This is a genomic window from Leptospira abararensis, assembly GCF_016918735.1.
Lineage (GTDB): Bacteria > Spirochaetota > Leptospiria > Leptospirales > Leptospiraceae > Leptospira_A > Leptospira_A abararensis.
This window is the reverse complement of record NZ_JAFFPR010000054.1, coordinates 98,420-117,556: the sequence shown is the minus strand read 5'-3', so window position 1 is coordinate 117,556 and position 19,137 is coordinate 98,420. Positions and strand designations below refer to the sequence as shown.

Genomic DNA, 19,137 nt, shown 5'->3' with positions numbered 1-19,137 from the left:
AGTATTTTAGGCGAAAAATTCCAATGCCTTGGATTCTTCGAAGGAAGGTGTGCCAAGTATTTCTGTAGTTTCTTCTAATCCTAACCCAGAGTTCTCATTACGAAACCGGGCTGCTTCCACCATGCTTTGGTAAAGTTCATTTTGTTCGTTACGATCAGTAAGTCCACTTCCATCATCCCATAAATCAATGATGAGCGCTTGTAAGTCGAGGCCCGATTCTTTTAAGTTTTCTTTAATAGTTTGGATTTCGTTTTGAAGGGATTTTTGTAATTCTTCTGATTCTACAAGAATACGACCTTCTACTTTGTCCCCGTCCACAGTGACTTTTAAAGTAAGCCTTCCGTATTCCTTTGGATTCATTACAATCTCTGCACTGGACTTTCCATTTTGAACAATATCAAAACGAGCTTGTTTGATGAGTTCATCTATGTTTTGTTTGAGATTGGTCTCTTTCGGTTTCTGTGTTTTTTCTTGGGAACGAATCTCTTCGGTTCTGGATGTCATCTTATTTTCTAAAGAAGAAAATTGGAACCCTTGTTTGGAACTACGTTCCTCAGAAGGACGACCACCCTCTTCTCCTGATTTAGAATGAGATCCTGTTTGAATGTTTGGAACTAACATAGATTCTGTGGATTTTTGTTTTTCCAAACTTTGAGGAAGTTTAGAATCTTGTTTTTGGAATTCTTTATCTTTCACTCCGAGAGATCGTATCATTTTGTCAGCGTTTTGTGTTTGATTGGATTTCTCTTGGTCAGAAGAAATTTCTGAGTTTTCTGATCCGTTTTTCGTTTGTTTGGAAGACTTTGGTTTTCCCTCTGTTTTACGGACAGAGTGTTCGTTTTGAAAATCTTTTCCTTCAACCTTGACTTCTTTTCCTTTTGCAAAAACCAAATCAGAAACTTGCGAACCAGAATGGCTGACTTCTACCTTGGTTCCAAAGGAAACTGGTTTCCCACTTGTCTTTTTATCTTCCAAAGACTTTTTTTCATTTTTGGGGAAAGGAACCAAATTCGAATCTTTGACCAAGGGAGTTTGTGATTTTGTTACACCGGACTCTGTTGGTGTTTTTTTTGTTTGTTCGGAGAGGAAAAAACTCATCGCTAATTTTTTAGCCTCATCAATAAAGGCATTCCCCTCTTTCGGAGAATAGGCAGTCGATTTTTCAGCGGATTTTTGTAAGGATAATAAAACTGTTTTTTCCTTCACAGTCATTTCGTTCAATTGGTTTGCTGAAACCATGGACCGATCAAAGTTCGCTGCGGAAGTTACAATCCCCAGGCTATATTCCAAAGCTTCCCGGTCTAAATCTTCTTCTTCGGTGGTCTCGTCTTTTCCATCCTCTGCAGTTCTGTCATTGGTTATAGATTCATCTTTTTTTGTTTCCGAAGAAGCATTTAATGTTTGTTTTGTGGCATCATCCGATTTAGAAATTTCATTTTGAGAATTTGTGTTTCCATTCTCCCCGCCAGGAGTTTTATATTCGGAAGGGCTTTTCGGTTTTTCAGAATGCACTTGAAATTCGCGTTCCAAAATTTCGCCAAAACTTTCACGAACAGCAAGAGCGTGATTTTCAGTATCACTCCGTTTGGAGGACTTCCAATCCACTTGTGGGAATTGAATTAAGTTTTGGTTTTCCACTTTTACGTTCATTTGGTGCCTTCTCCCTTAAGGATCGAACTTCCCCAGATTTCCTTGAGAGAATTATCTTCTTCCTTTTTCGGCTTATGTCCGGAAAGAGCCAAGAGAGTTCATTTTTGGAAACATTTTCCATTGACAAATATTCACTAAATTGGAGGATGAGTTTGATTTATTAATCAAAAGGGCGCAAAAATGAAAAAACTTACCCGAATTCTTAGTCAAAAACCAATAATTTCTGCAATATTGTGCATTTTTATCGGTCTCGGAACCCTTTCTTCCCTGACCGCGGATTCCACGTTCCTCCATGTCTCTTTTGATCCAACAAGGGAATTGTATGAGGAAATTAACAAATCCTTCCTAAAAGTTTGGAAGGAAAAGAAAGGAACTGAGTTTGCCATCCAACAATCCCATGGGGGATCAGGAAAACAAGCTCGTGCTGTGATTGATGGGCTCGATGCAGATGTAGTGAGTCTGGCCCTTTCCTATGACATTGATAACATCTCCGCCAAATCAGGGTTAATTGAACAGAACTGGCAAAAAAAACTCCCTAATAATAGTGTTCCTTACTTCTCTACCATCGTATTTTTGGTTCGCAAATCCAATCCTAAAAAAATTAAAGATTGGGATGACATAGTAAAACCAGGAGTTTCTATCATCACTCCCAATCCAAAGACCAGTGGTGGTGCTCGTTGGAATTATTTGGCAGCATACGGATTTGCAAAACGCAAATACAAGTCAGACGAAAAGGCAACAGAGTTTATCAAAGCACTTTTCAAAAATACATCGGTTCTTGACACAGGGGCTCGCGGGTCCACAACTACTTTTGTCCAAAGAGGAATTGGTGATGTGCTTATCACTTGGGAAAATGAAGCAAAACTTTCCCTAGATGAAGAAAAAAGATCAGGAAAAAACACTTTAGAAGTTGTGTATCCATCAGAGTCAATCAAAGCAGAAACACCGGTTGCTGTTGTGACTAAAACTGCTATAGAAAAAGGCAATTTGGAAAAAGCGACCGCTTACTTAGAGTTCTTGTATTCAAAAGAAGGACAAACTATCATTTCCAAACATTTTTTTAGACCTACTGACCCTGCGACTGCAAAAACTTCTGCCAAAGAATTTCCTAACATCAAACTATTTACCCTATCCGATTTAGGAGAAACTTGGGATTCTGCACAGAAAAAACATTTTGCAGATGCAGGTGTCTTTGATGCCATCTACAAAACTAAGTAAAATATGATAGAGACGCGGCCGTATAAAAAATTACATTTTGGAATCAGTTTAGGACTGACAGTTTTTTACTCGTCCGCGGTTGTCATCATCCCCCTTCTAGGACTCTTCTTTCATTCTCTCGGGATTGGAGTTTCAGGAATCCTAGAAGTGTTTTCGGATGAAAGAATTCGCTCTGCCCTTTTTTTAAGTTTCAGTGTGGGAATCATTTCAGCCATTCTCAACCTCTTCATAGGATTTTTATTTGCCTGGGTTCTTGTCCGTTATAACTTTCCTTTTAAAAAACTCCTCGATACCTTAATCGATTTACCTTTCACTCTGCCGACAGCAGTTGCCGGAATTGCCCTGACCACCATCTATTCGCAAAAAGGAATCATTGGATCTTTTTTTGATTTATGGGGAATCAAAATTGCATACACTCCCATTGGCATTGTCATCGCACTTGTCTTTATAGGATTTCCTTTTGTGGTGCGAACTGTGCAACCTGTAATCGAAGAGTTACCGAAAGAATTAGAAGAAAGTGCACGTTGTCTTGGAGCCACTCCGTTCCAAACATTTTACAAAGTATTACTTCCAGAACTTTGGCCTTCTATCTTAGCTGGTACGGGAATGGCCTTTGCCAGAAGTATTGGTGAATATGGATCTGTTGTTTTTATTTCAGGAAACATCCCTGGCAAAACAGAAATCCTGCCTCTACTCATTGTCACCAAACTAGAACAATACGAATATGAAAAAGCAACTTCAATTGCTCTTGTGATGTTACTTACTTCTTTTCTATTTATGTTTTTGATTAATTTACTCCAAGACCGGGCATCTAAAAAATTAACATGAAAATTAAAATTTTGCCGATTTTCCTGGTATTTTTAGCTTATATCCTTGCGGGGATCATTCTACTTTTACCCATCTATACTGTTTTTTCGGAAGCCTTTTCCGAAGGGATCCCTAAATACATTGAATCCATCACAGGAGAATATGCCCTCTATGCGATTGGACTTACTGTAAAAGTATCCGTAGTTTCAGTCATTTTAAATACAGTTTTTGGTGTGACGGCAGCTTTTACCATCACCAGGTTCCAATTCCCTGGTAAAAATATTTTAGTTACGATCATTGATTCACCCTTTGCTGTTTCTCCCGTTGTGTCCGGGCTCATCTTTTTATTGTTATTCGGTAGGCAAGGTATCTTTGGAGACTTTCTTTCCACACATGGAATCAAAATTGTATTTAATACACCAGGCCTTATCCTTGCGACTGTATTTATTACCTTTCCCTTTGTTGCACGAGAACTCATTCCCCTTATGCAAAGCCAAGGAAGAGAAGAAGAGGAAGCTGGTCTTTTATTAGGTGCCAGTTTTTTCCAACTTTTGAAACGTGTCATACTTCCGAACATTAAATGGGGTCTGTTATACGGGATCATTCTTTGTAATGCTAGGGCCATGGGAGAGTTTGGCGCGGTTTCCGTACTCAGTGGACATATCCGAGGAAAAACCACTACACTTCCTCTTCATATAGAAATGTTATACAATGAGTTTGATTCGGTAGGTGCTTTTGCCTGTGCCACCTTACTTGTGTTTCTCTCTCTACTCACACTCATCTTTAAATTGATTTTGGAAAAACGAACCGCGAGTCAAAAAAATGCCGATTGAAATTAATAACGTTAATAAAACCTTTGGGTCGTTCACTGCTTTAAAAAGTGTCAACCTCACTATCCCTGATGGAGAACTTGTGGCCTTACTTGGTCCTTCGGGATCTGGAAAAACCACCTTACTACGAATCATTGCAGGCCTAGAAGAACCAACTTCAGGCAAGGTGGAGTTCGTTGGTGAAAATTTATCCAAGTCCAGAATTCAAAATGGGGAAGTCGGGTTTGTTTTCCAACACTATGCTCTGTTTCGCCACATGACCATTGCGGAGAACATTGGTTTTGGTTTGGAAGTAAGACCCAAAGTCCTCCGACCTTCCAAAAAAGAAATTCGGGAAAAAGTTTCGAAATTACTCACCCTCATCCAACTCGAAAAATTCCATAACCGTTACCCACATGAATTGTCAGGTGGGCAACGCCAACGTGTGGCCCTTGCCCGAGCCCTTGCGATCGAACCAAAATTTTTATTACTGGATGAACCCTTCGGTGCTCTTGATGCCAAGGTAAGAAAGGAACTCAGAAACTGGCTCCGCCGCCTCCATGATGAAATCCATATCACGAGTGTATTTGTCACCCATGACCAAGAAGAGGCACTCGAAGTGAGTGACCGCATCGTCATCTTAAACCAAGGCCAACTAGAACAAGTAGGAAGCCCGGACGAAGTGTACAACAAACCCAAGTCCCCTTTTGTTTTCCATTTCCTCGGAGATGTAAATCTCTTCCATGGCCGGATCGAAGAAGGGAAAACCAAAATTGGAAACTTTGCACTTGAGAGTTCGGAACACCAGGATGTAAAAGAATCCGTAGCTGTTGCTTATGTTCGCCCTTACGACGTTGAAATTGTCAGGGAAGCGGACCAAGGCATTGCTGCCGAAATCCAATACATCCATTCCACGGGAAGGAATGTGCGAGTGGAGCTGAAACGAATCGATACAGGCACTCTCATCGAGTCGGTTTTGGAACAGGAAATTTACCGGATTTTAAACCTTTTGCCAGGGGAAACGGTCTATTTAAGGATTAAAAAAGCAAAAGTTTACGTAGAAGACTTCTCTATCTAGTATTTTCCGCTAATATAGTTTACAAATCGTCCAATATACAAAACATTGGACGGTAGGATTGGAAAAAAATGGGAAATTTGGAAGTTTTGACAGAAACCTATACCTCCCTCTCGCTCGAACAGGGTTTACGACAATTGAGTTTGGACTATCCAAAAAAAGTCGTTTTTACGACAAGTTTCGGATTGGAAGACCAGGCCATCACGCACGCTATCCTCGAAAACAACATCGATATCCGCATTGCTACACTCGATACAGGACGCCTCTTTCAAGAAACCTATGATGTTTGGCAAAAAACAAATATGCGTTATGGGGCAAAAATCGAAGCCTTTTATCCAAGCGAAAAAGAAATTAAGGTCTTTGTAGAACAAAATGGTCCCAATGCTTTTTATGATTCTTTAGAATTAAGAAAAGAATGTTGTCGGATTCGCAAACTCGTTCCGCTTGATCTCATTTTAAAAGACACAGAAGTTTGGGTCACTGGTTTAAGAAAAGACCAATCGGGCTTTCGAACGGAAATGTCTATTTTCGAAACCGATTCACAAAGAAATTTAATCAAATACCAACCATTACTTTTATGGTCCTTTGAAGACACTTGGAAGTACATTCGCGAACACAATGTACCTTACAATCTATTACACGACAAAGGTTTCCCTAGTATCGGATGTGCTCCGTGTACACGTGCCATTGAACCGGGAGAAGACTTTCGTGCAGGGCGTTGGTGGTGGGAACAAGAATCAAAAAAAGAGTGCGGTTTGCACTGGGTAGACGGCAAACTCACACCGAAAAAAGGATAATACGTAACATGACCGACTTACATCGACTTTCTCATTTAGACCAACTCGAATCAGAAGCCATTTATATCTTACGAGAAGTGGCTGCCCAATTTGAAAGACCAGCATTACTTTTTTCTGGCGGTAAAGATTCGATATGTCTCGTACATCTTGCTCTCAAAGCATTTCGTCCAGGAAAATTTCCTTTTCCCTTAGTCCATATTGATACAGGGCATAACTTTGATGAGGCGCTCAAATTTAGAGATGATTTGGCAGAAAAAACGGGTGAAAAACTAGTGGTTCGTTATGTGCAAGATTCCATCGACCAGGGAAAAGCCGTGGAAGAAAAAGGAAAGTTTCCCAGTCGAAACGGAATCCAAGCAGTGACACTTCTCGATACCATTGCGGAATTCAAATTTGATGCTTGTATTGGGGGAGCTCGACGGGATGAAGAAAAAGCTCGTGCGAAAGAAAGAATTTTTTCGGTAAGAGATGAATTTGGATCTTGGGATCCAAAACTCCAACGCCCTGAACTCTGGAATATTTATAACGGAAAAATTCATGTAGGGGAAAATGTGCGAGTTTTTCCCATCAGTAACTGGACCGAACTTGATGTTTGGGAATACATCCGTAAAGAAAACATCGAACTTCCTTCTTTATACTTTTCTCACCAAAGAGAAATTGTATGGCGAGAAGACCTAGTGTTTCCGGTATCAAAATTCATTAGTTTGGACAATTCCGATAAAGTAGAAACAAGAACGGTTCGGTTCCGAACTGTAGGTGATATGACTTGCACTGCGGCAGTGGAATCAGAAGCCAATACTATTGATGATATCATTCGCGAAATTCAAGTTTCAAGAACCACAGAAAGAGGATCTCGTTTGGATGACAAACGTTCCGAAGCAGCAATGGAAGATAGAAAAAAAGGTGGGTATTTTTAATGGATATTTTACGTTTTATTACTGCAGGTAGTGTGGATGATGGGAAATCAACTCTCATCGGTCGATTGTTATACGATAGTAAATCTATTTTTCAAGACCAACTAGAAGCCATTGAAAAAGCCGGACAAGTGAATGGACAAATTAACTTAGCCCTTCTCACTGATGGACTAAAAGCCGAAAGAGAACAAGGAATCACCATCGATGTTGCTTATAAATACTTTTCAACACCGAAAAGAAAGTTTATCATTGCCGACGCACCGGGCCATGTCCAATACACAAGAAACATGGTAACAGGGGCATCTAACTCGGATCTGGCGATCATTTTAATTGATGCTAGAAAAGGGGTAATCGAACAAACCTATCGCCACTCCTACATAGTATCACTCCTTCGAATTCCATATGTCGTTGTATGTATCAACAAAATGGATTTGGTAGATTTTTCAGAAGAAGTATTTTTAAATATCAAAAAACAATATTTGGAATTTGCCAAAGACTTAGATTTAAAATCTATCCACTTCCTACCCATCTCGGCACTCAACGGAGATAATGTGGTAGATCTATCAGCGTCCATGCCTTGGTGGAAAGAAAAATCACTTCTTGGGTTTTTAGAAGACATCGAACTACATACAGAAGAAGAGTCTCCGGCTCCAAGATTTCCCGTACAAAATATAATTCGACCACAAACAACGGAATTCCATGATTACAGGGGTTATGCGGGACAAATCCGCAGTGGCCACTTTACTGTAGGGGATTCCATCACAGTTTTACCGAGTGGACTCAAATCCAAAATCAAAGCCATTGATACCTATGCGGGTTCTGTTCCAAAAGCCTTCGCCCCTATGTCTGTGACCATTCGATTGGAAGATGAAATCGATGTGAGCCGCGGAGATATGATCGTTGTCAGTGGTCAGGAGCCAACAACCTCTCAAGATTTGGAAGCTCATATATGTTGGATGGACCAGAAAGTAATGACTCCTGGATCTAAATATCTACTGCGTCAAACAACCAATTCCGTAAAAGCATCCATTCGTTCTTTGGAATACCGAGTGGAAACAAGCACTCACGAAAAAATAGAACAGGCAAACTTAGGTCTCAATGAAATTGGAAAGGTTACGATCCGAACAGCAAAACCTGTAGCTTACGACCCCTATTCCAAAATTCGTGGGACAGGAAGTTTCATCTTGGTCGACGAAGGGACCAACCAAACCGTAGCAGCAGGAATGTTATTGTAGAAATTTTGTTCAATATAACAGAATTTATCTTGATTTAAATCTACCCGGTTCGTTAAACTGGCAATTATATGAGCCAAACGACCTCGACTGCCACAAAATGGATCAGAAAATCTTTCCTCGGGGAGACCAAACTTCCCCTTGTTTATGAGCCCACAGAGGAAAAAGAATTACTCGATCTCACCAACTGGGTCAAAAAAAACCAGAAGGAATGGAGAGAGGACCTAAGGACTTACGGCGCCATACTACTACGTGGTTTTCCTGTCCACGAGGCAACGGACTTCCAATCCATCCTCTTTGCAACTGATGAAAAACTGGGAGAATTTTATTTAGGAACCTCTCCCCGAGATCAGGTCGTGAAACACGTGTTTACTGCAAGTGAACTCCCTCCCCACTATCCAATCATGCAACATGCCGAGATGAGTTTTCTCGACAATCCCCCGAAACTTTTATTCTTTTATGCAGAAAAGGCTTCGGAATTTGGAGGCGAAACACCCCTCACCGATCTTCGTGAAATTTATAAAGAGATCGATCCAAAGATCAAAGATAAAATTCAAAAACTTGGGATTCGTTACAGAAGGAGATACGATGGCCCGTCCACAACGGCGCGTTTCTCGTTATGGAAAACCAAACGTTGGGATGAAATGTTTGGTACGACCAATCTTACGGAAGTAAATAAAATCTCTGAAGAAAATAGATTTCAATTGGATTGGTCTGGAGTGGATTCCTTAACCATCACTAACGAACAATCAGGGTTTCGTATCCATCCAGAAGCAAAAACGATCGCCTGGCACAACCATTCCCAAACCTTTCATTACCAAGCAGCAGTGAGTGAAGTTTGGAAAATTTTCAAACGACAAAAAACATTTCGTTCTCTTGGTGTTGCATTGTTACTCACACTGCTCACTCTCATCAAACGAATTTCAGGTCAAGAATCACATGACGTTCATGTCACCTATGGAAATGGAGAGGAGATCACAACAAAGGAAATGAAATCAATTTCAAACTTATTTTGGAAACATCTAGTCGCGATTCCATGGCAAACAGGAGATGTTCTTATCATTGATAATTTTTCGGTTTCTCATGGAAGGTTGCCCTTCACTGGACCCCGCAGAATCCTTGTAGGTTGGTCTGAATAAATGGATATCAATGCAGTTCGCCTTAACTTTAACAAAGACTCAGTCTATTTAATCAATGCTCTTATTGGTTTTATTATGTTTGGAATTGCCTTGGAACTAAAGTTGCAGGATTTCCGTCACCTTTTGCGTTATCCCAAACCAGCGTTTGTTGGTCTGTTTAGCCAATACATCTTGTTACCAGTTGCCACTCTCCTCATCATTTGGGTAATCAATCCCCATCCAGGCCTTGCCCTGGGGATGGTGCTTGTAGCCTCTTGTCCTGGTGGGAATATGTCCAATTTTTTCACCCATTTGGCAAAAGGAAATTTAGCGCTATCGGTGAGTCTTACTACATTCTCTTCTGCATTTGCATTTATCCTAACACCACTTGGATTTTTCTTTTGGGGGAATTTACTGCCAGTCACTCGGGAATATCTAAAGTCGATCTCCGTTAGCCCATATGAGATTTTGGTTTCTGTCACTTTACTGTTACTCATTCCATTGATACTGGGAATTCTATTTCAAAAACTATTCCCCAAAATTACCCACACAGTTAAACGTGGGGTGCAAAGGATTTCCATTTTACTACTCGCTTTCTTTATCGTGGGAGCTCTTGCCACCAACTGGAAATTCTTTAAAGAATACATCCACCTTCTCTTTGGACTTGTATTCCTTATGAACTTAGCGGGGCTTTCTCTCGGGTATTACTTTGCGAAACTTTTCCGATTGCCTCTCGGAGATAGAAAGACTGTGGCGATAGAAACAGGAATTCAAAACTCAAGTCTTGGACTTGCCATTGTTTTTAATTTTTTTGATGGTTTGGGAGGAATGGCAATGATATGTGCTTGGTGGGGAATTTGGCACCTGATTGCCGGTGCCGCGATTGCTAGTTATTGGAACAAAACTTCTCCGAAGGAGTTGGAATCTTAATTTAAGATTCCAATTCGATTGATATAGTCTCCAAAGGATTCTTTGGAATTTCTTTCTTTCGAAAACCTGCCAAAGAGTCCATCTAACTCAAGTAAGATTGCCGACTCATCCAAATCATCTTTATACTTTTTATTGAGTCGGTATCCTTCGGCATCTGCACCTAAGTGTAGGTTATATTTACCGTAAGACGTTCCCACAAGACCAATCTCTGAGATATAAGGCCTTGCACATCCATTCGGACAACCGGTCATTCGAATCGATACTGGTTCCTCAGATAGTCCATGTTTTCCAAGGATGGGTTCAATTTTATCGATAAGGCTAGGAAGGTATCTTTGTCCTTCGGCAAGTGCCAAGGAACAAGTGCTAAGTGCCACACAAGCAATGGAATTTTTGCGAATGGGTGAAATTTCCTGAGTTTTGCGATGAACCCCAAACTTCACAAGAATGGACTCTATGAGATCCTTATCTTTTGGAAAAATATCAGAGAGAATTAGGTTTTGGTTACAAGTAAAACGGAATGTAGCCCTTCTTGTTTTAGAAACTTCGAGTAGTGCCGTTTTTAGGTTATATCCATGTTCGTCACATACACGACCATTCTCCACAAACAATGTATAATGCCAGTTTCCTGCCACATCTTGTTTCCAACCAAAATCATCCGATCTTTGTGTGAATTGATATTCTTTTGCTGGTTCAAAACTAATCCCAACACGTTTTTCCACTTCTCGTTTGTAAAACTCAACACCTAACCGATCCAAGGTGTATTTTAAACGAGAAAGTTTTCTGTCTTCGCGATTTCCAAAATCTCTTTGGACTGTTACAATTTCATAGACAACTTTTAAGATGTCTTTTTTAGGAATATAACCAAATACAGTTCCGACTCTTGGGTAGGTATCCGCATTTCCATGAGTGGTTCCAAGACCCCCACCAACTGCTACATTGAATCCAAGCAGTTGTCCATTTTCAATGATGGCAATAAGCCCAATATCATTGGTAAAAAGATCCACATCATTGTAAGGTGGGATGGCAATTGCGATTTTAAACTTACGAGGAAGGTATACATCCTTATACAAAGGGTCTTCCGGTTCTTCTTTTTCTGCTAAAAGATTTTCATCCAGCCATATCTCATAATAGGCTCTGGTTTTTGGTAAAAGAGAACGACTGATTTCTCCTGCGTATCCAAAAACTTCTTTGTGTAAGGGACTTGTGGCAGGATTGGAAGTACAAGTTACGTTACGATTCACATCCCCACAAGCCGCAATCGAATCTAAAAATACGGAATCAAAGGCTTTGATGGTAGGTTTGATTTTCGATTTTAAAATCCCATGGAGTTGGACAGTTTGCCGTGTTGTGATTTTGATAGTGCCAGTTGAATTTTCACCTGCAACATTGTGTAAGGCTTCCCAATGAACCGGACCAATCATTCCCCCAGGAATTCGTAAACGGATCATAAAGGAATACAAACGTTCTAATTTTTTGGCGGCACGTTCCTCTCTGCGATCCCTATCATCTTGTTGGTACATCCCATGAAACTTCAGTAATAGTTGGTCATCAGAACGTAAAGATCCAGTATGTTCGTCTTTCAAACTGTCAACAAGTGATCCTCTAAGACCTCGACTGAGGCGTTTTACTTTTTCTGCTAATGTTTCTTTTTTTTGTTCTGCCATGATTACCTCAGTAAACGTCCTTAATGTAGCGACCCATTTCTTCCAATTCTTTTAGATAATCGGAAGCATCTTTTTCTGTATCAAACGTTCTCTCTGTTAAAATTTCAATGAGTTTGCGGTCGACGTCTTTACTCATAGGATCTTTGGAGCCGCAAAGATAAATCACTGCTCCGTTTTCGATCCACTTCAAAAGTTCTGCTGCATTTTCACCCATACGATCTTGCACATACACTTTTTGTTTTGTATCTCTAGAGAAGGCGGCATTTAACTTATGCAATACGCCCGTATCCATTAATTCCAAAAGTTCTGTTTGGTAATAAAAATCGGAGACAAAGTTTCGTTCTCCAAAAAATAACCAGTTCCTTCCATTCCCAGAATTTTGTTCTCTTTCAAATAAAAAACTTCGAAAAGGAGCAATTCCTGTTCCTGGTCCAATCATAATGATATCTGTATCGGGACTTGGCAATCGGAAGGAATTGTTTCTTTGGATAAAGAAAGGAACCACATCCCCTTCCTTTAATTCCGCTAAAAATCCAGAACAAAAACCAGATTTAAGGCCAGTAAAGGTTTCGATTTCTACTTCAGCAACTGTTAGGTGGACTTCATCTTCACCATGGGCAGATGGACTGGAAGCGATAGAATAATATCGAGGTACAATCGGTTCTAAAATATCTACTAATGATTGTAGTTCTAGTTTATTTTCCGAAGTATGTAGGGTGAGAAGTACATCTAAGTCTGTTTTTCCAGAAGGGATTTCTTTTCCCACAAGTCCTGCATATTTCTGAATGACTCGATCAGGTAAAAAACGAACTGATACTTTTTTTCGGAACAAATCATAAGCCATCCATGTTTCCCCTTTATAGGTAACACGAGTCTCACGATCAGTTTTTAATAAAGATAGAATACGATTCACTTCTTCATCACGATTGTAAGCAAGAAAACCTGCACTGTCTCCTGGTTGGTAATCGATGGGAACAGTTGTTTTGATTTCGATATGTCTTGTGGATTTACTAGCCCCTACATCATTTAAAACAATATTGGTAACCACGGAACCTTCATAAACCACCTTTCCTCCAGACGCAGGTTTCGCAGCAGGAGCTTGTGTTGGTTTAGAAGTTTGTGAAGTGGCAGTTTTTGAGTGAGTATTTAGTTTGGAAATAAGTTCACTCATCCAAGGTTTAGCAACAAGATCAAAATCAACGTCACATTTTCCAAGAGGTTGGATTCTTTCTGCACCTAATTTGGAAAGCATCGAATCTACATCTTCACCGGTTTGGCAAAATAATGGATAACTCGTATCACCTAATCCTAGTACGGCGAATTTAACTTTTGATAAGGATTCTTTTGAGTCTACCAAAATTTGGATGAATGGTTTGGCTGCCTGCGGTGGTTCCCCGTCTCCATGAGTGGATACAATGACGAATAAATACTCTTCTTCTTTTAGGTCCTTGGCTTTGTATGTATCTGTACTTTTGAGTTTTGCCGATACACCTAGTTCTTTTAATTTTTTAACAAGCTCTGTTCCGAGTTTTTTGGAATTTCCGGTTTCTGTTCCATACACAACGCTGCATTGGATGGGTTGGGTTTTTAAATTTCCTTCCGTTCCCGAATCAATGCTTACTGGAGGGGTTAAAGAAACATCGACACTGCTCCCCGCAATGCTTGCTTGGGTAATGGCAGCCAAGTATCCAGACATCCATACCCATTCGTCTTTTGTGGATTCCTTCAGTAATTGTAAAAATCGATTGCGTTTCTCATCGGATAGCATAAAAACCTATTTTTGATTTGGATTCCAGTAAAACATCCAAAAAGTCTGATAAATTGAATCTTTCCCCAGAGATACACCCCGAGTAAACCAAAAAAATGGAGATTTTGTAGAAATAATTAGCCATTCACTTGACTATTTATAACAATATCGCAAGGTATAACAGATATGTCCTCCAATAAGACAGAACATGGATTTGTCAGTTTTGTGAGTGGTGGCCCAGGCCCTATCGACCTTTTGACCCTCCGTGGCCGAAATCGAATCGAATCCGCCGATGTCATTCTCTACGATGCCCTGCTTGACCCCGAATTTTTAGACCTATTTCCAGAGTATGCCCAGATCCTTTATGTGGGAAAAAGGGCAGACGAACACTCCCGCACCCAAAAAGAGATTAATTCTTTATTAGTCGAATTTGCCTCCCAAGGAAAACGCGTGGTGCGCTTAAAAGGGGGAGATGCTTCCATTTTTGGGAGGCTTGCCGAAGAAACCCAAAGCCTGGAAGAAGCAGGGATTTCTTTCGAAGTCATACCCGGTGTGAGTTCTGTAACCACGGGTGTCGCTGACTTAGGCCTCTCTCTCACCGTTCGTGGGATCTCCAGACAAATCATTATCCTCGATGGACATACCATCTTGGAAGATGAACGGAGTTGGATCGGAATGGAAAATTTTTTAGGAACCATTGTCATTCTTATGGGTAGTAAAAAAACAAGGGAACTTGCAGAACGACTAATCCAAAAAGGAATCAAAGGAACCACTCCCATTGTGCTTGCGGAAAATGTAGGAAGTTTAAATCCAACTTATTCCGCATCCACTCTCGCAGATACTCTGTTAGATGGTATTCAAAAACAATCATCCGGACCTGGAATCCTGTACGTGGGAGAAGCAATTCGTCCCTTGCTTGATAAAAAAGTTAAAATTCAAAAATCTACAATCACAAGTTTATTTGCAGAATGAATTTCAAAAAATATCCCATTTTTTTAAACTTAGAAAACAAAAATATTTTGATCGTTGGTGGTGGGAATGCTTGTTTAGAAAAATTGGTCGGTCTTGAATTTACTGGAGCCAAACTCCATGTGATCTCGATTGATTTCAGCGAAGAAGTAAAATCCTTTTTAAACAAATACCAAAACATCACAGTAGAACAACGTGCGGTTCTAGAAGAAGATTTAAACCATCGTGATATTATTTTTTTAGCAACAAGTGATCCCGATACCAATCGAAATTTTCGAAAAACTGCCAAAGAAAAAGGGATTTGGGTAAACTCCGTGGACGATCCCAAAAATTGCGATTTTTACTCCTCCTCATCGGTATCCATTGGTCCTGTTCAATTTGCAATTTCAACCGATGGGAAATTTGCAGGAGTGTCTTCTACTTTACGTAAACTCTTTGAAGAAATTCTTCCCGAAGAAGACCACGAACTTATGGAAACACTTTTTCTTATGCGAAGGAACTTAAAAGAAATCCTTCCCGAAAATGCGGAAAGAAGAAAGGTTTTAAAAGAAATAGTTCAAAATTTAAATTCTAAATACTTTCACAAACCTTAATTCGAATCTGGATATATCTGAATTGTTGTTAGTTGGTGTTCACTAGCCCAAACGGAATGTAAGGGAATATTCACAATCATCTTTTCGTTACTGTCTAACCTTGCCGTCCACTCACCCGGAGTCCTTGGGTCTGCAAATTTTACTTTTTTAATGGGAAAGGGAAACTGGACTTCAAACTGAATGAATTCCACAAGAGTATTAAAGCGAAGTAAATCATCTCTAAGTTTCGCCTCTTTTAAAATAGAATCAATTTCCTCTCGGTTGATTTCCAAAGCTTTCAAAAGTGGAGAGGACTTACTTGTATCCACAACCAATTGGATTTCTTTTGTTTGGTCTTCTGTAAATTCAATGAACCGAAATCCGGGAGGTAGTATATGGGTATAATTGGAAAATTGATAAGCCCTCTCTTTGATACTGATCTCCAGTTCGCCGACAGGTTTTAGGCCGGAACCGAAGAAAACCCCTGAAGTTTTTTTTGTAATTTTTTTCTGATATAAAACGAGATCACCAGAGAGGTCAGGCCGAATCTTTATTTTAATATTCCCACCGGCACAGGCACAAAACAATAGGCAGAAAATTAAGGTTGGTGGTATCAGTTTCATATCACCAATGGAAACACCGGTGGTCAGTTTGCAGAACTAAAAAATGATCTATCCAAAACAGTTTCACGGAAAAGCGAAAGATGTTTCGCTCGAGTCCCATTTTTACAGCCGTTTTTCCAAGGAAATCCGCATTCCTTGTAATATCTATTATTCAATCACCCTCATCACTCCAGATGTCCCTATGCGAGAAATCGACTTCCTTGTGGTCTCACTATACGGGGTCATCACCATCGAATTAAAAAATGGGAAGTGGAGGCAAAAAAAAGGGGAATGGGAATTTTATAATGTGCGAGAGAGAGATTGGAAATCTGTCCAAGGTAAGGCTTACACAAGTCCCATCGAACAGGTGGTCACCCAAAGGGATCTAGTCCGGGAGTTTTTTAAAAACCACAACCAACTAGTGGATTTGTTTCCTATCGATTATTATGATAGTGCTATCTTCTTTTTAAAAAATGAAAGAAAAGAATTTCACTTACCAAATGACAGACATTTGTATGTGTTTGGTGGGAAAGAAGTAGAAGATGGTATCGATTTAAATTCAATTCTGGAATCGATTCTCTTTCGTTACAACAGAGAACCTCTGCCAGAGTCAGTACTTGTCAAAGCCCATGAGATTATCAAAAAAAATCTCAACTTTTTCCAGACCTTTCGTTCACAAAAAGAAAAAGAAGAAGAGAATTTGTTATTTTTTACAAAAGAACAATTTGAATTGGTGGACGGAATCAACAACTACGCACACAATCTTGTGTTTGGAAGTACAGGCTCAGGAAAATCGATCCTTGCTGGAGAGTTAGCATTAAGAAATGCTCGTATTGGTAAAAAAGTATTGTTGTGGCAAGGAGCCAAAGCACTTTACGAAATTTGGAAAGAGGAGCTAATAAACATTCCAGAAAAAGAAAACATTGAACTCATTAACAAAATTACAGAAATCAATCATAACAATTTTGATCTTCTCATTTCAGACGGGATTGAAGAAGTTTTAGATCAAACTCCTGAAAAAGAAATTTTTCTATATCTATCTAAATACTTTTGGGAAAATAAAAATTGGATCCTCTTTATTTCTAGGCGATTCAAATACCTAGAGTCACCAATGTTAAACTATTGGAATTCACTTCCCATTCATGTTTGGGATATTAACCGCAATATAAGAAACTCTCCCGAAATAGTTAATTTTGCCAATACTCTACTCAATGATTTTTCAGAATCCCCTATACAGAGTAACCTTTCCGACATCCAATTCATAAAAGCAGATGAAGACCTAACGGATCAAATTCGATGGTGTTTTGGATATGCAAAAAAAGTTTTGGAAGTGGAAAACGATGAAATTGTGGTTATCTATCCATCAGATGAATCAATAGCAAAAACTGGATTAAAACAATTTTTAGATGAAAACTCTATGAGAAATTATTCATGCCAAGAATTTGTTGGTATGGAAGAAACCTGTGGTGTCCTTATTGGATTTGAGAGCTGGGACAAAATGGAAACCAGAACTCTTTTAGCGGAAACAATTCTAAAAATCAGAAGTTTGGTTTGTGTATTCTATCCACCTAACGAAGAAGAAGTGATCCAAACCATTTTAAAAAAAGGTGACTCTGGCCCATAAGCCGGATTCTGTTCTATGCGATCATTTATCTAATGCTCTCTACCCACAACCTGGCGGGACAAGCTCATAACGGTTGTTTACTTGAGATTGCACATCGGAGGGTTTACCAAGCCTCTATTTTTACAAATAGAGCGGTGGGCTCTTACCCCACCATTTCACCCTTACCTACCGAAGTAGGCGGTATCCTTTCTGTTGCACTTTCCGTCCCTCAGGCCCCATTTCTGGAATCCGAAAGCCCAAGTGTTACTCGGTCCGATTGTCCCCTAGTGTCCGGACTTTCCTCCCCTTTCTCTCCAGAAGGAGAGAAAAAGGCGATCGCTCGGCCAGAGTCAGTTTCATTGGAAAGTTAGATACAATATCGTCTATGAGTATTTCTTCTAATTGGCACAAAATATGCATTCAGTATCCCTAGGGAGTCAGTGAGGCTCCGATTGTATGATCAAATACCAAACTGCTATACTTTTCATCATATCCTTTGGTTTGCATGCAAATCCCGTCCTGGATGAATCTGCCGAAGACATCCTGAAAACCACTCGATTGTCTCGCATTCCTACTGTGATTGCGAGCCTCGAAGAAAGAGCCATCCAGAAAATGGAAACCAACGAACTGATTTCCGCCAGAGAAGATTTAAAAAAAGCCATCCAACTCAAACATGCCATCGGAATGAAAGAATCCGAGGGGAATGCGGGCCTTCTTTTACAAATTTCTAAATTAGAATCTCGGCTGGGAAACCGGTGTGAGGCAAATCAGTATTCCCACCTTGCCAAACGGATTGCCCTTCGCATCGGAGTCAATTTGGGTGCCGTAGTTCCCGATAGCCGAAAGCCAGAGGGTTGTATCGAGGTATCCTGGCTAAAAGAGTAACCCGAACCTTTTTCCCTCAGACCAGATCAGATGGAACCGGCAAAACCCGATTCCGGATCTTTTTTTAAACTTCTCTCTGAAACTTAAGAGAAGCTGAATTCACACAATACCGTAACCCCGTTGGTTTAGGCCCGTCAGGAAATACGTGGCCGAGATGTGCCCCACAATTCTGGCAGTGGATTTCCGTCCTTACCATCCCATGGCTCTGGTCAGTATCTGTTGCCACAGCTTCTTTTCGAACCGGTTCGTAATAACTCGGCCAACCGCTTCCTGAGTCATACTTAGCATGAGAAGAAAATAATGCTTCTCCACAACAAACACAAAGGTAGGTTCCTTTCTCTTTATGTTCGTAGTATTCACCACTAAACGGTCGTTCGGTGCCCTTTTCACGTGTTACTTGGTATTGTAAGGGAGTGAGTTTTTCTTTCCATTTTTCTTCGCTCATAATCATCCATTCCTCATTAATTGAGACTTAGTTTCAATATCATATTTTATTTTTTTAGAGACTGACAATCTTGTGACAGTTGGAACTCTGTATTTGATAG

17 protein-coding genes, 1 other RNA gene and 1 pseudogene are annotated in these 19,137 nt (G+C 40.0%); 13 read left to right on the top strand and 6 right to left on the bottom strand.

The window, feature by feature from the left end; genetic code table 11:
• Positions 1-6: 6 nt before the first annotated feature.
• Complete coding sequence (locus JWG40_RS16105) at positions 7-1,650, bottom strand: flagellar hook-length control protein FliK (RefSeq protein ID WP_205286796.1); 1,644 nt, start codon at positions 1,648-1,650, stop codon at positions 7-9.
• A gap of 180 nt (positions 1,651-1,830) precedes the next feature.
• Here JWG40_RS16105 and JWG40_RS16100 point away from each other — a divergent pair, with 180 nt between their 5' ends.
• The 9 genes from JWG40_RS16100 (at position 1,831) to JWG40_RS16060 (ending at position 10,550) form a co-directional block, all read left to right on the top strand.
• The gene (locus JWG40_RS16100; protein ID WP_205286795.1) at positions 1,831-2,868 is read left to right on the top strand and encodes a sulfate ABC transporter substrate-binding protein; all 1,038 of its coding nucleotides are present in this window, start codon (positions 1,831-1,833) and stop codon (positions 2,866-2,868) included.
• Positions 2,869-2,871: 3 nt separating this feature from the next.
• Positions 2,872-3,696 (top strand): sulfate ABC transporter permease subunit CysT, encoded by an 825-nt coding sequence (gene cysT, locus JWG40_RS16095; RefSeq protein ID WP_205286794.1) that lies wholly within the window; start codon positions 2,872-2,874, stop codon positions 3,694-3,696.
• A complete protein-coding gene (cysW, locus tag JWG40_RS16090) occupies positions 3,687-4,508 on the top strand; it encodes a sulfate ABC transporter permease subunit CysW (protein WP_408611539.1) in 822 nt (273 codons plus the stop codon). Before cysT ends, cysW begins: the two co-directional genes overlap by 10 nt.
• Positions 4,498-5,562 (top strand): sulfate/molybdate ABC transporter ATP-binding protein, encoded by a 1,065-nt coding sequence (locus tag JWG40_RS16085; protein WP_205286793.1) that lies wholly within the window; start codon positions 4,498-4,500, stop codon positions 5,560-5,562. Before cysW ends, JWG40_RS16085 begins: the two co-directional genes overlap by 11 nt.
• A gap of 68 nt (positions 5,563-5,630) precedes the next feature.
• A complete protein-coding gene (locus JWG40_RS16080) occupies positions 5,631-6,356 on the top strand; it encodes a phosphoadenylyl-sulfate reductase (protein WP_205286792.1) in 726 nt (241 codons plus the stop codon).
• An 8-nt stretch (positions 6,357-6,364) separates the two neighbouring features.
• Positions 6,365-7,273 carry a sulfate adenylyltransferase subunit CysD gene (gene cysD, locus JWG40_RS16075; protein ID WP_205286791.1) on the top strand — a complete coding sequence of 303 codons (909 nt, stop codon included), beginning with the start codon at positions 6,365-6,367 and terminating at the stop codon, positions 7,271-7,273.
• Positions 7,273-8,505 carry a sulfate adenylyltransferase subunit 1 gene (locus JWG40_RS16070; RefSeq protein WP_205286790.1) on the top strand — a complete coding sequence of 411 codons (1,233 nt, stop codon included), beginning with the start codon at positions 7,273-7,275 and terminating at the stop codon, positions 8,503-8,505. The genes cysD and JWG40_RS16070 overlap by 1 nt, the downstream gene beginning before the upstream one ends.
• 68 nt (positions 8,506-8,573) lie before the next feature.
• Positions 8,574-9,641 (top strand): TauD/TfdA family dioxygenase, encoded by a 1,068-nt coding sequence (locus JWG40_RS16065; RefSeq protein ID WP_205286789.1) that lies wholly within the window; start codon positions 8,574-8,576, stop codon positions 9,639-9,641.
• Positions 9,642-10,550, top strand: coding sequence for a bile acid:sodium symporter family protein (locus tag JWG40_RS16060; protein WP_205286788.1), 909 nt, complete (start codon positions 9,642-9,644; stop codon positions 10,548-10,550).
• Here JWG40_RS16060 and JWG40_RS16055 read toward each other — a convergent pair.
• Together JWG40_RS16055 and JWG40_RS16050 are read right to left on the bottom strand one after the other, a co-directional pair.
• Positions 10,547-12,214: an NADPH-dependent assimilatory sulfite reductase hemoprotein subunit gene (locus JWG40_RS16055; RefSeq protein WP_205286787.1), complete on the bottom strand. Its 1,668-nt coding sequence runs from the start codon at positions 12,212-12,214 to the stop codon at positions 10,547-10,549. The two genes, JWG40_RS16060 and JWG40_RS16055, sit on opposite strands and share 4 nt — an antisense overlap.
• Before the next feature lie 7 nt (positions 12,215-12,221).
• Positions 12,222-13,982, bottom strand: a complete 1,761-nt coding sequence (locus tag JWG40_RS16050) for a diflavin oxidoreductase (RefSeq protein ID WP_205286786.1) — start codon at positions 13,980-13,982, stop codon at positions 12,222-12,224.
• 165 nt (positions 13,983-14,147) lie between these two features.
• On the opposite strand from JWG40_RS16050, the gene cobA reads away from it, so the two are divergent.
• Entirely contained in the window at positions 14,148-14,933 is a 786-nt protein-coding gene (gene cobA, locus JWG40_RS16045; protein WP_205286785.1) for a uroporphyrinogen-III C-methyltransferase, read from the top strand.
• The gene (locus tag JWG40_RS16040; RefSeq protein ID WP_205286784.1) at positions 14,930-15,523 is read left to right on the top strand and encodes a precorrin-2 dehydrogenase/sirohydrochlorin ferrochelatase family protein; all 594 of its coding nucleotides are present in this window, start codon (positions 14,930-14,932) and stop codon (positions 15,521-15,523) included. The genes cobA and JWG40_RS16040 overlap by 4 nt, the downstream gene beginning before the upstream one ends.
• Here the strand turns inward: JWG40_RS16040 and JWG40_RS16035 are convergent.
• Complete coding sequence (locus JWG40_RS16035) at positions 15,520-16,125, bottom strand: LBF_1134 family protein (RefSeq protein ID WP_205286783.1); 606 nt, start codon at positions 16,123-16,125, stop codon at positions 15,520-15,522. The genes JWG40_RS16040 and JWG40_RS16035 overlap by 4 nt on opposite strands.
• Positions 16,126-16,168: 43 nt before the next feature.
• Here JWG40_RS16035 and JWG40_RS20170 point away from each other — a divergent pair.
• Positions 16,169-16,516 (top strand): annotated as a pseudogene (locus JWG40_RS20170) (nuclease-related domain-containing protein); the annotation flags it as partial.
• Positions 16,517-17,709: 1,193 nt separating this feature from the next.
• On the opposite strand, the gene rnpB reads toward JWG40_RS20170, so the two are convergent.
• Positions 17,710-18,059, bottom strand: an RNA gene (gene rnpB / locus JWG40_RS16025) — RNase P RNA component class A.
• Positions 18,060-18,163: 104 nt separating this feature from the next.
• Here rnpB and JWG40_RS16020 point away from each other — a divergent pair.
• On the top strand, positions 18,164-18,592 hold the full coding sequence (locus JWG40_RS16020; protein ID WP_205286782.1) for an LEPBI_I1174 family sigma 54-regulated protein: 429 nt from the start codon (positions 18,164-18,166) through the stop codon (positions 18,590-18,592).
• Positions 18,593-18,656: 64 nt separating this feature from the next.
• Here the strand turns inward: JWG40_RS16020 and msrB are convergent, their stop codons facing one another.
• Positions 18,657-19,037, bottom strand: a complete 381-nt coding sequence (gene msrB, locus JWG40_RS16015; protein ID WP_205286781.1) for a peptide-methionine (R)-S-oxide reductase MsrB — start codon at positions 19,035-19,037, stop codon at positions 18,657-18,659.
• Positions 19,038-19,137: the final 100 nt, after the last annotated feature.

Coding starts and splice junctions, on each gene's coding strand:
- JWG40_RS16105 (WP_205286796.1), bottom strand. CDS start 1,650: ATGAACGTAAAAGTGGAAAACCAAAACTTAATTCAATTCCCACAAGTG.
- JWG40_RS16100 (WP_205286795.1), top strand. CDS start 1,831: ATGAAAAAACTTACCCGAATTCTTAGTCAAAAACCAATAATTTCTGCA.
- cysT (WP_205286794.1), top strand. CDS start 2,872: ATGATAGAGACGCGGCCGTATAAAAAATTACATTTTGGAATCAGTTTA.
- JWG40_RS16085 (WP_205286793.1), top strand. CDS start 4,498: ATGCCGATTGAAATTAATAACGTTAATAAAACCTTTGGGTCGTTCACT.
- JWG40_RS16080 (WP_205286792.1), top strand. CDS start 5,631: ATGGGAAATTTGGAAGTTTTGACAGAAACCTATACCTCCCTCTCGCTC.
- cysD (WP_205286791.1), top strand. CDS start 6,365: ATGACCGACTTACATCGACTTTCTCATTTAGACCAACTCGAATCAGAA.
- JWG40_RS16070 (WP_205286790.1), top strand. CDS start 7,273: ATGGATATTTTACGTTTTATTACTGCAGGTAGTGTGGATGATGGGAAA.
- JWG40_RS16065 (WP_205286789.1), top strand. CDS start 8,574: ATGAGCCAAACGACCTCGACTGCCACAAAATGGATCAGAAAATCTTTC.
- JWG40_RS16060 (WP_205286788.1), top strand. CDS start 9,642: ATGGATATCAATGCAGTTCGCCTTAACTTTAACAAAGACTCAGTCTAT.
- JWG40_RS16055 (WP_205286787.1), bottom strand. CDS start 12,214: ATGGCAGAACAAAAAAAAGAAACATTAGCAGAAAAAGTAAAACGCCTC.
- JWG40_RS16050 (WP_205286786.1), bottom strand. CDS start 13,982: ATGCTATCCGATGAGAAACGCAATCGATTTTTACAATTACTGAAGGAA.
- cobA (WP_205286785.1), top strand. CDS start 14,148: ATGTCCTCCAATAAGACAGAACATGGATTTGTCAGTTTTGTGAGTGGT.
- JWG40_RS16040 (WP_205286784.1), top strand. CDS start 14,930: ATGAATTTCAAAAAATATCCCATTTTTTTAAACTTAGAAAACAAAAAT.
- JWG40_RS16035 (WP_205286783.1), bottom strand. CDS start 16,125: ATGAAACTGATACCACCAACCTTAATTTTCTGCCTATTGTTTTGTGCC.
- JWG40_RS16020 (WP_205286782.1), top strand. CDS start 18,164: ATGATCAAATACCAAACTGCTATACTTTTCATCATATCCTTTGGTTTG.
- msrB (WP_205286781.1), bottom strand. CDS start 19,037: ATGAGCGAAGAAAAATGGAAAGAAAAACTCACTCCCTTACAATACCAA.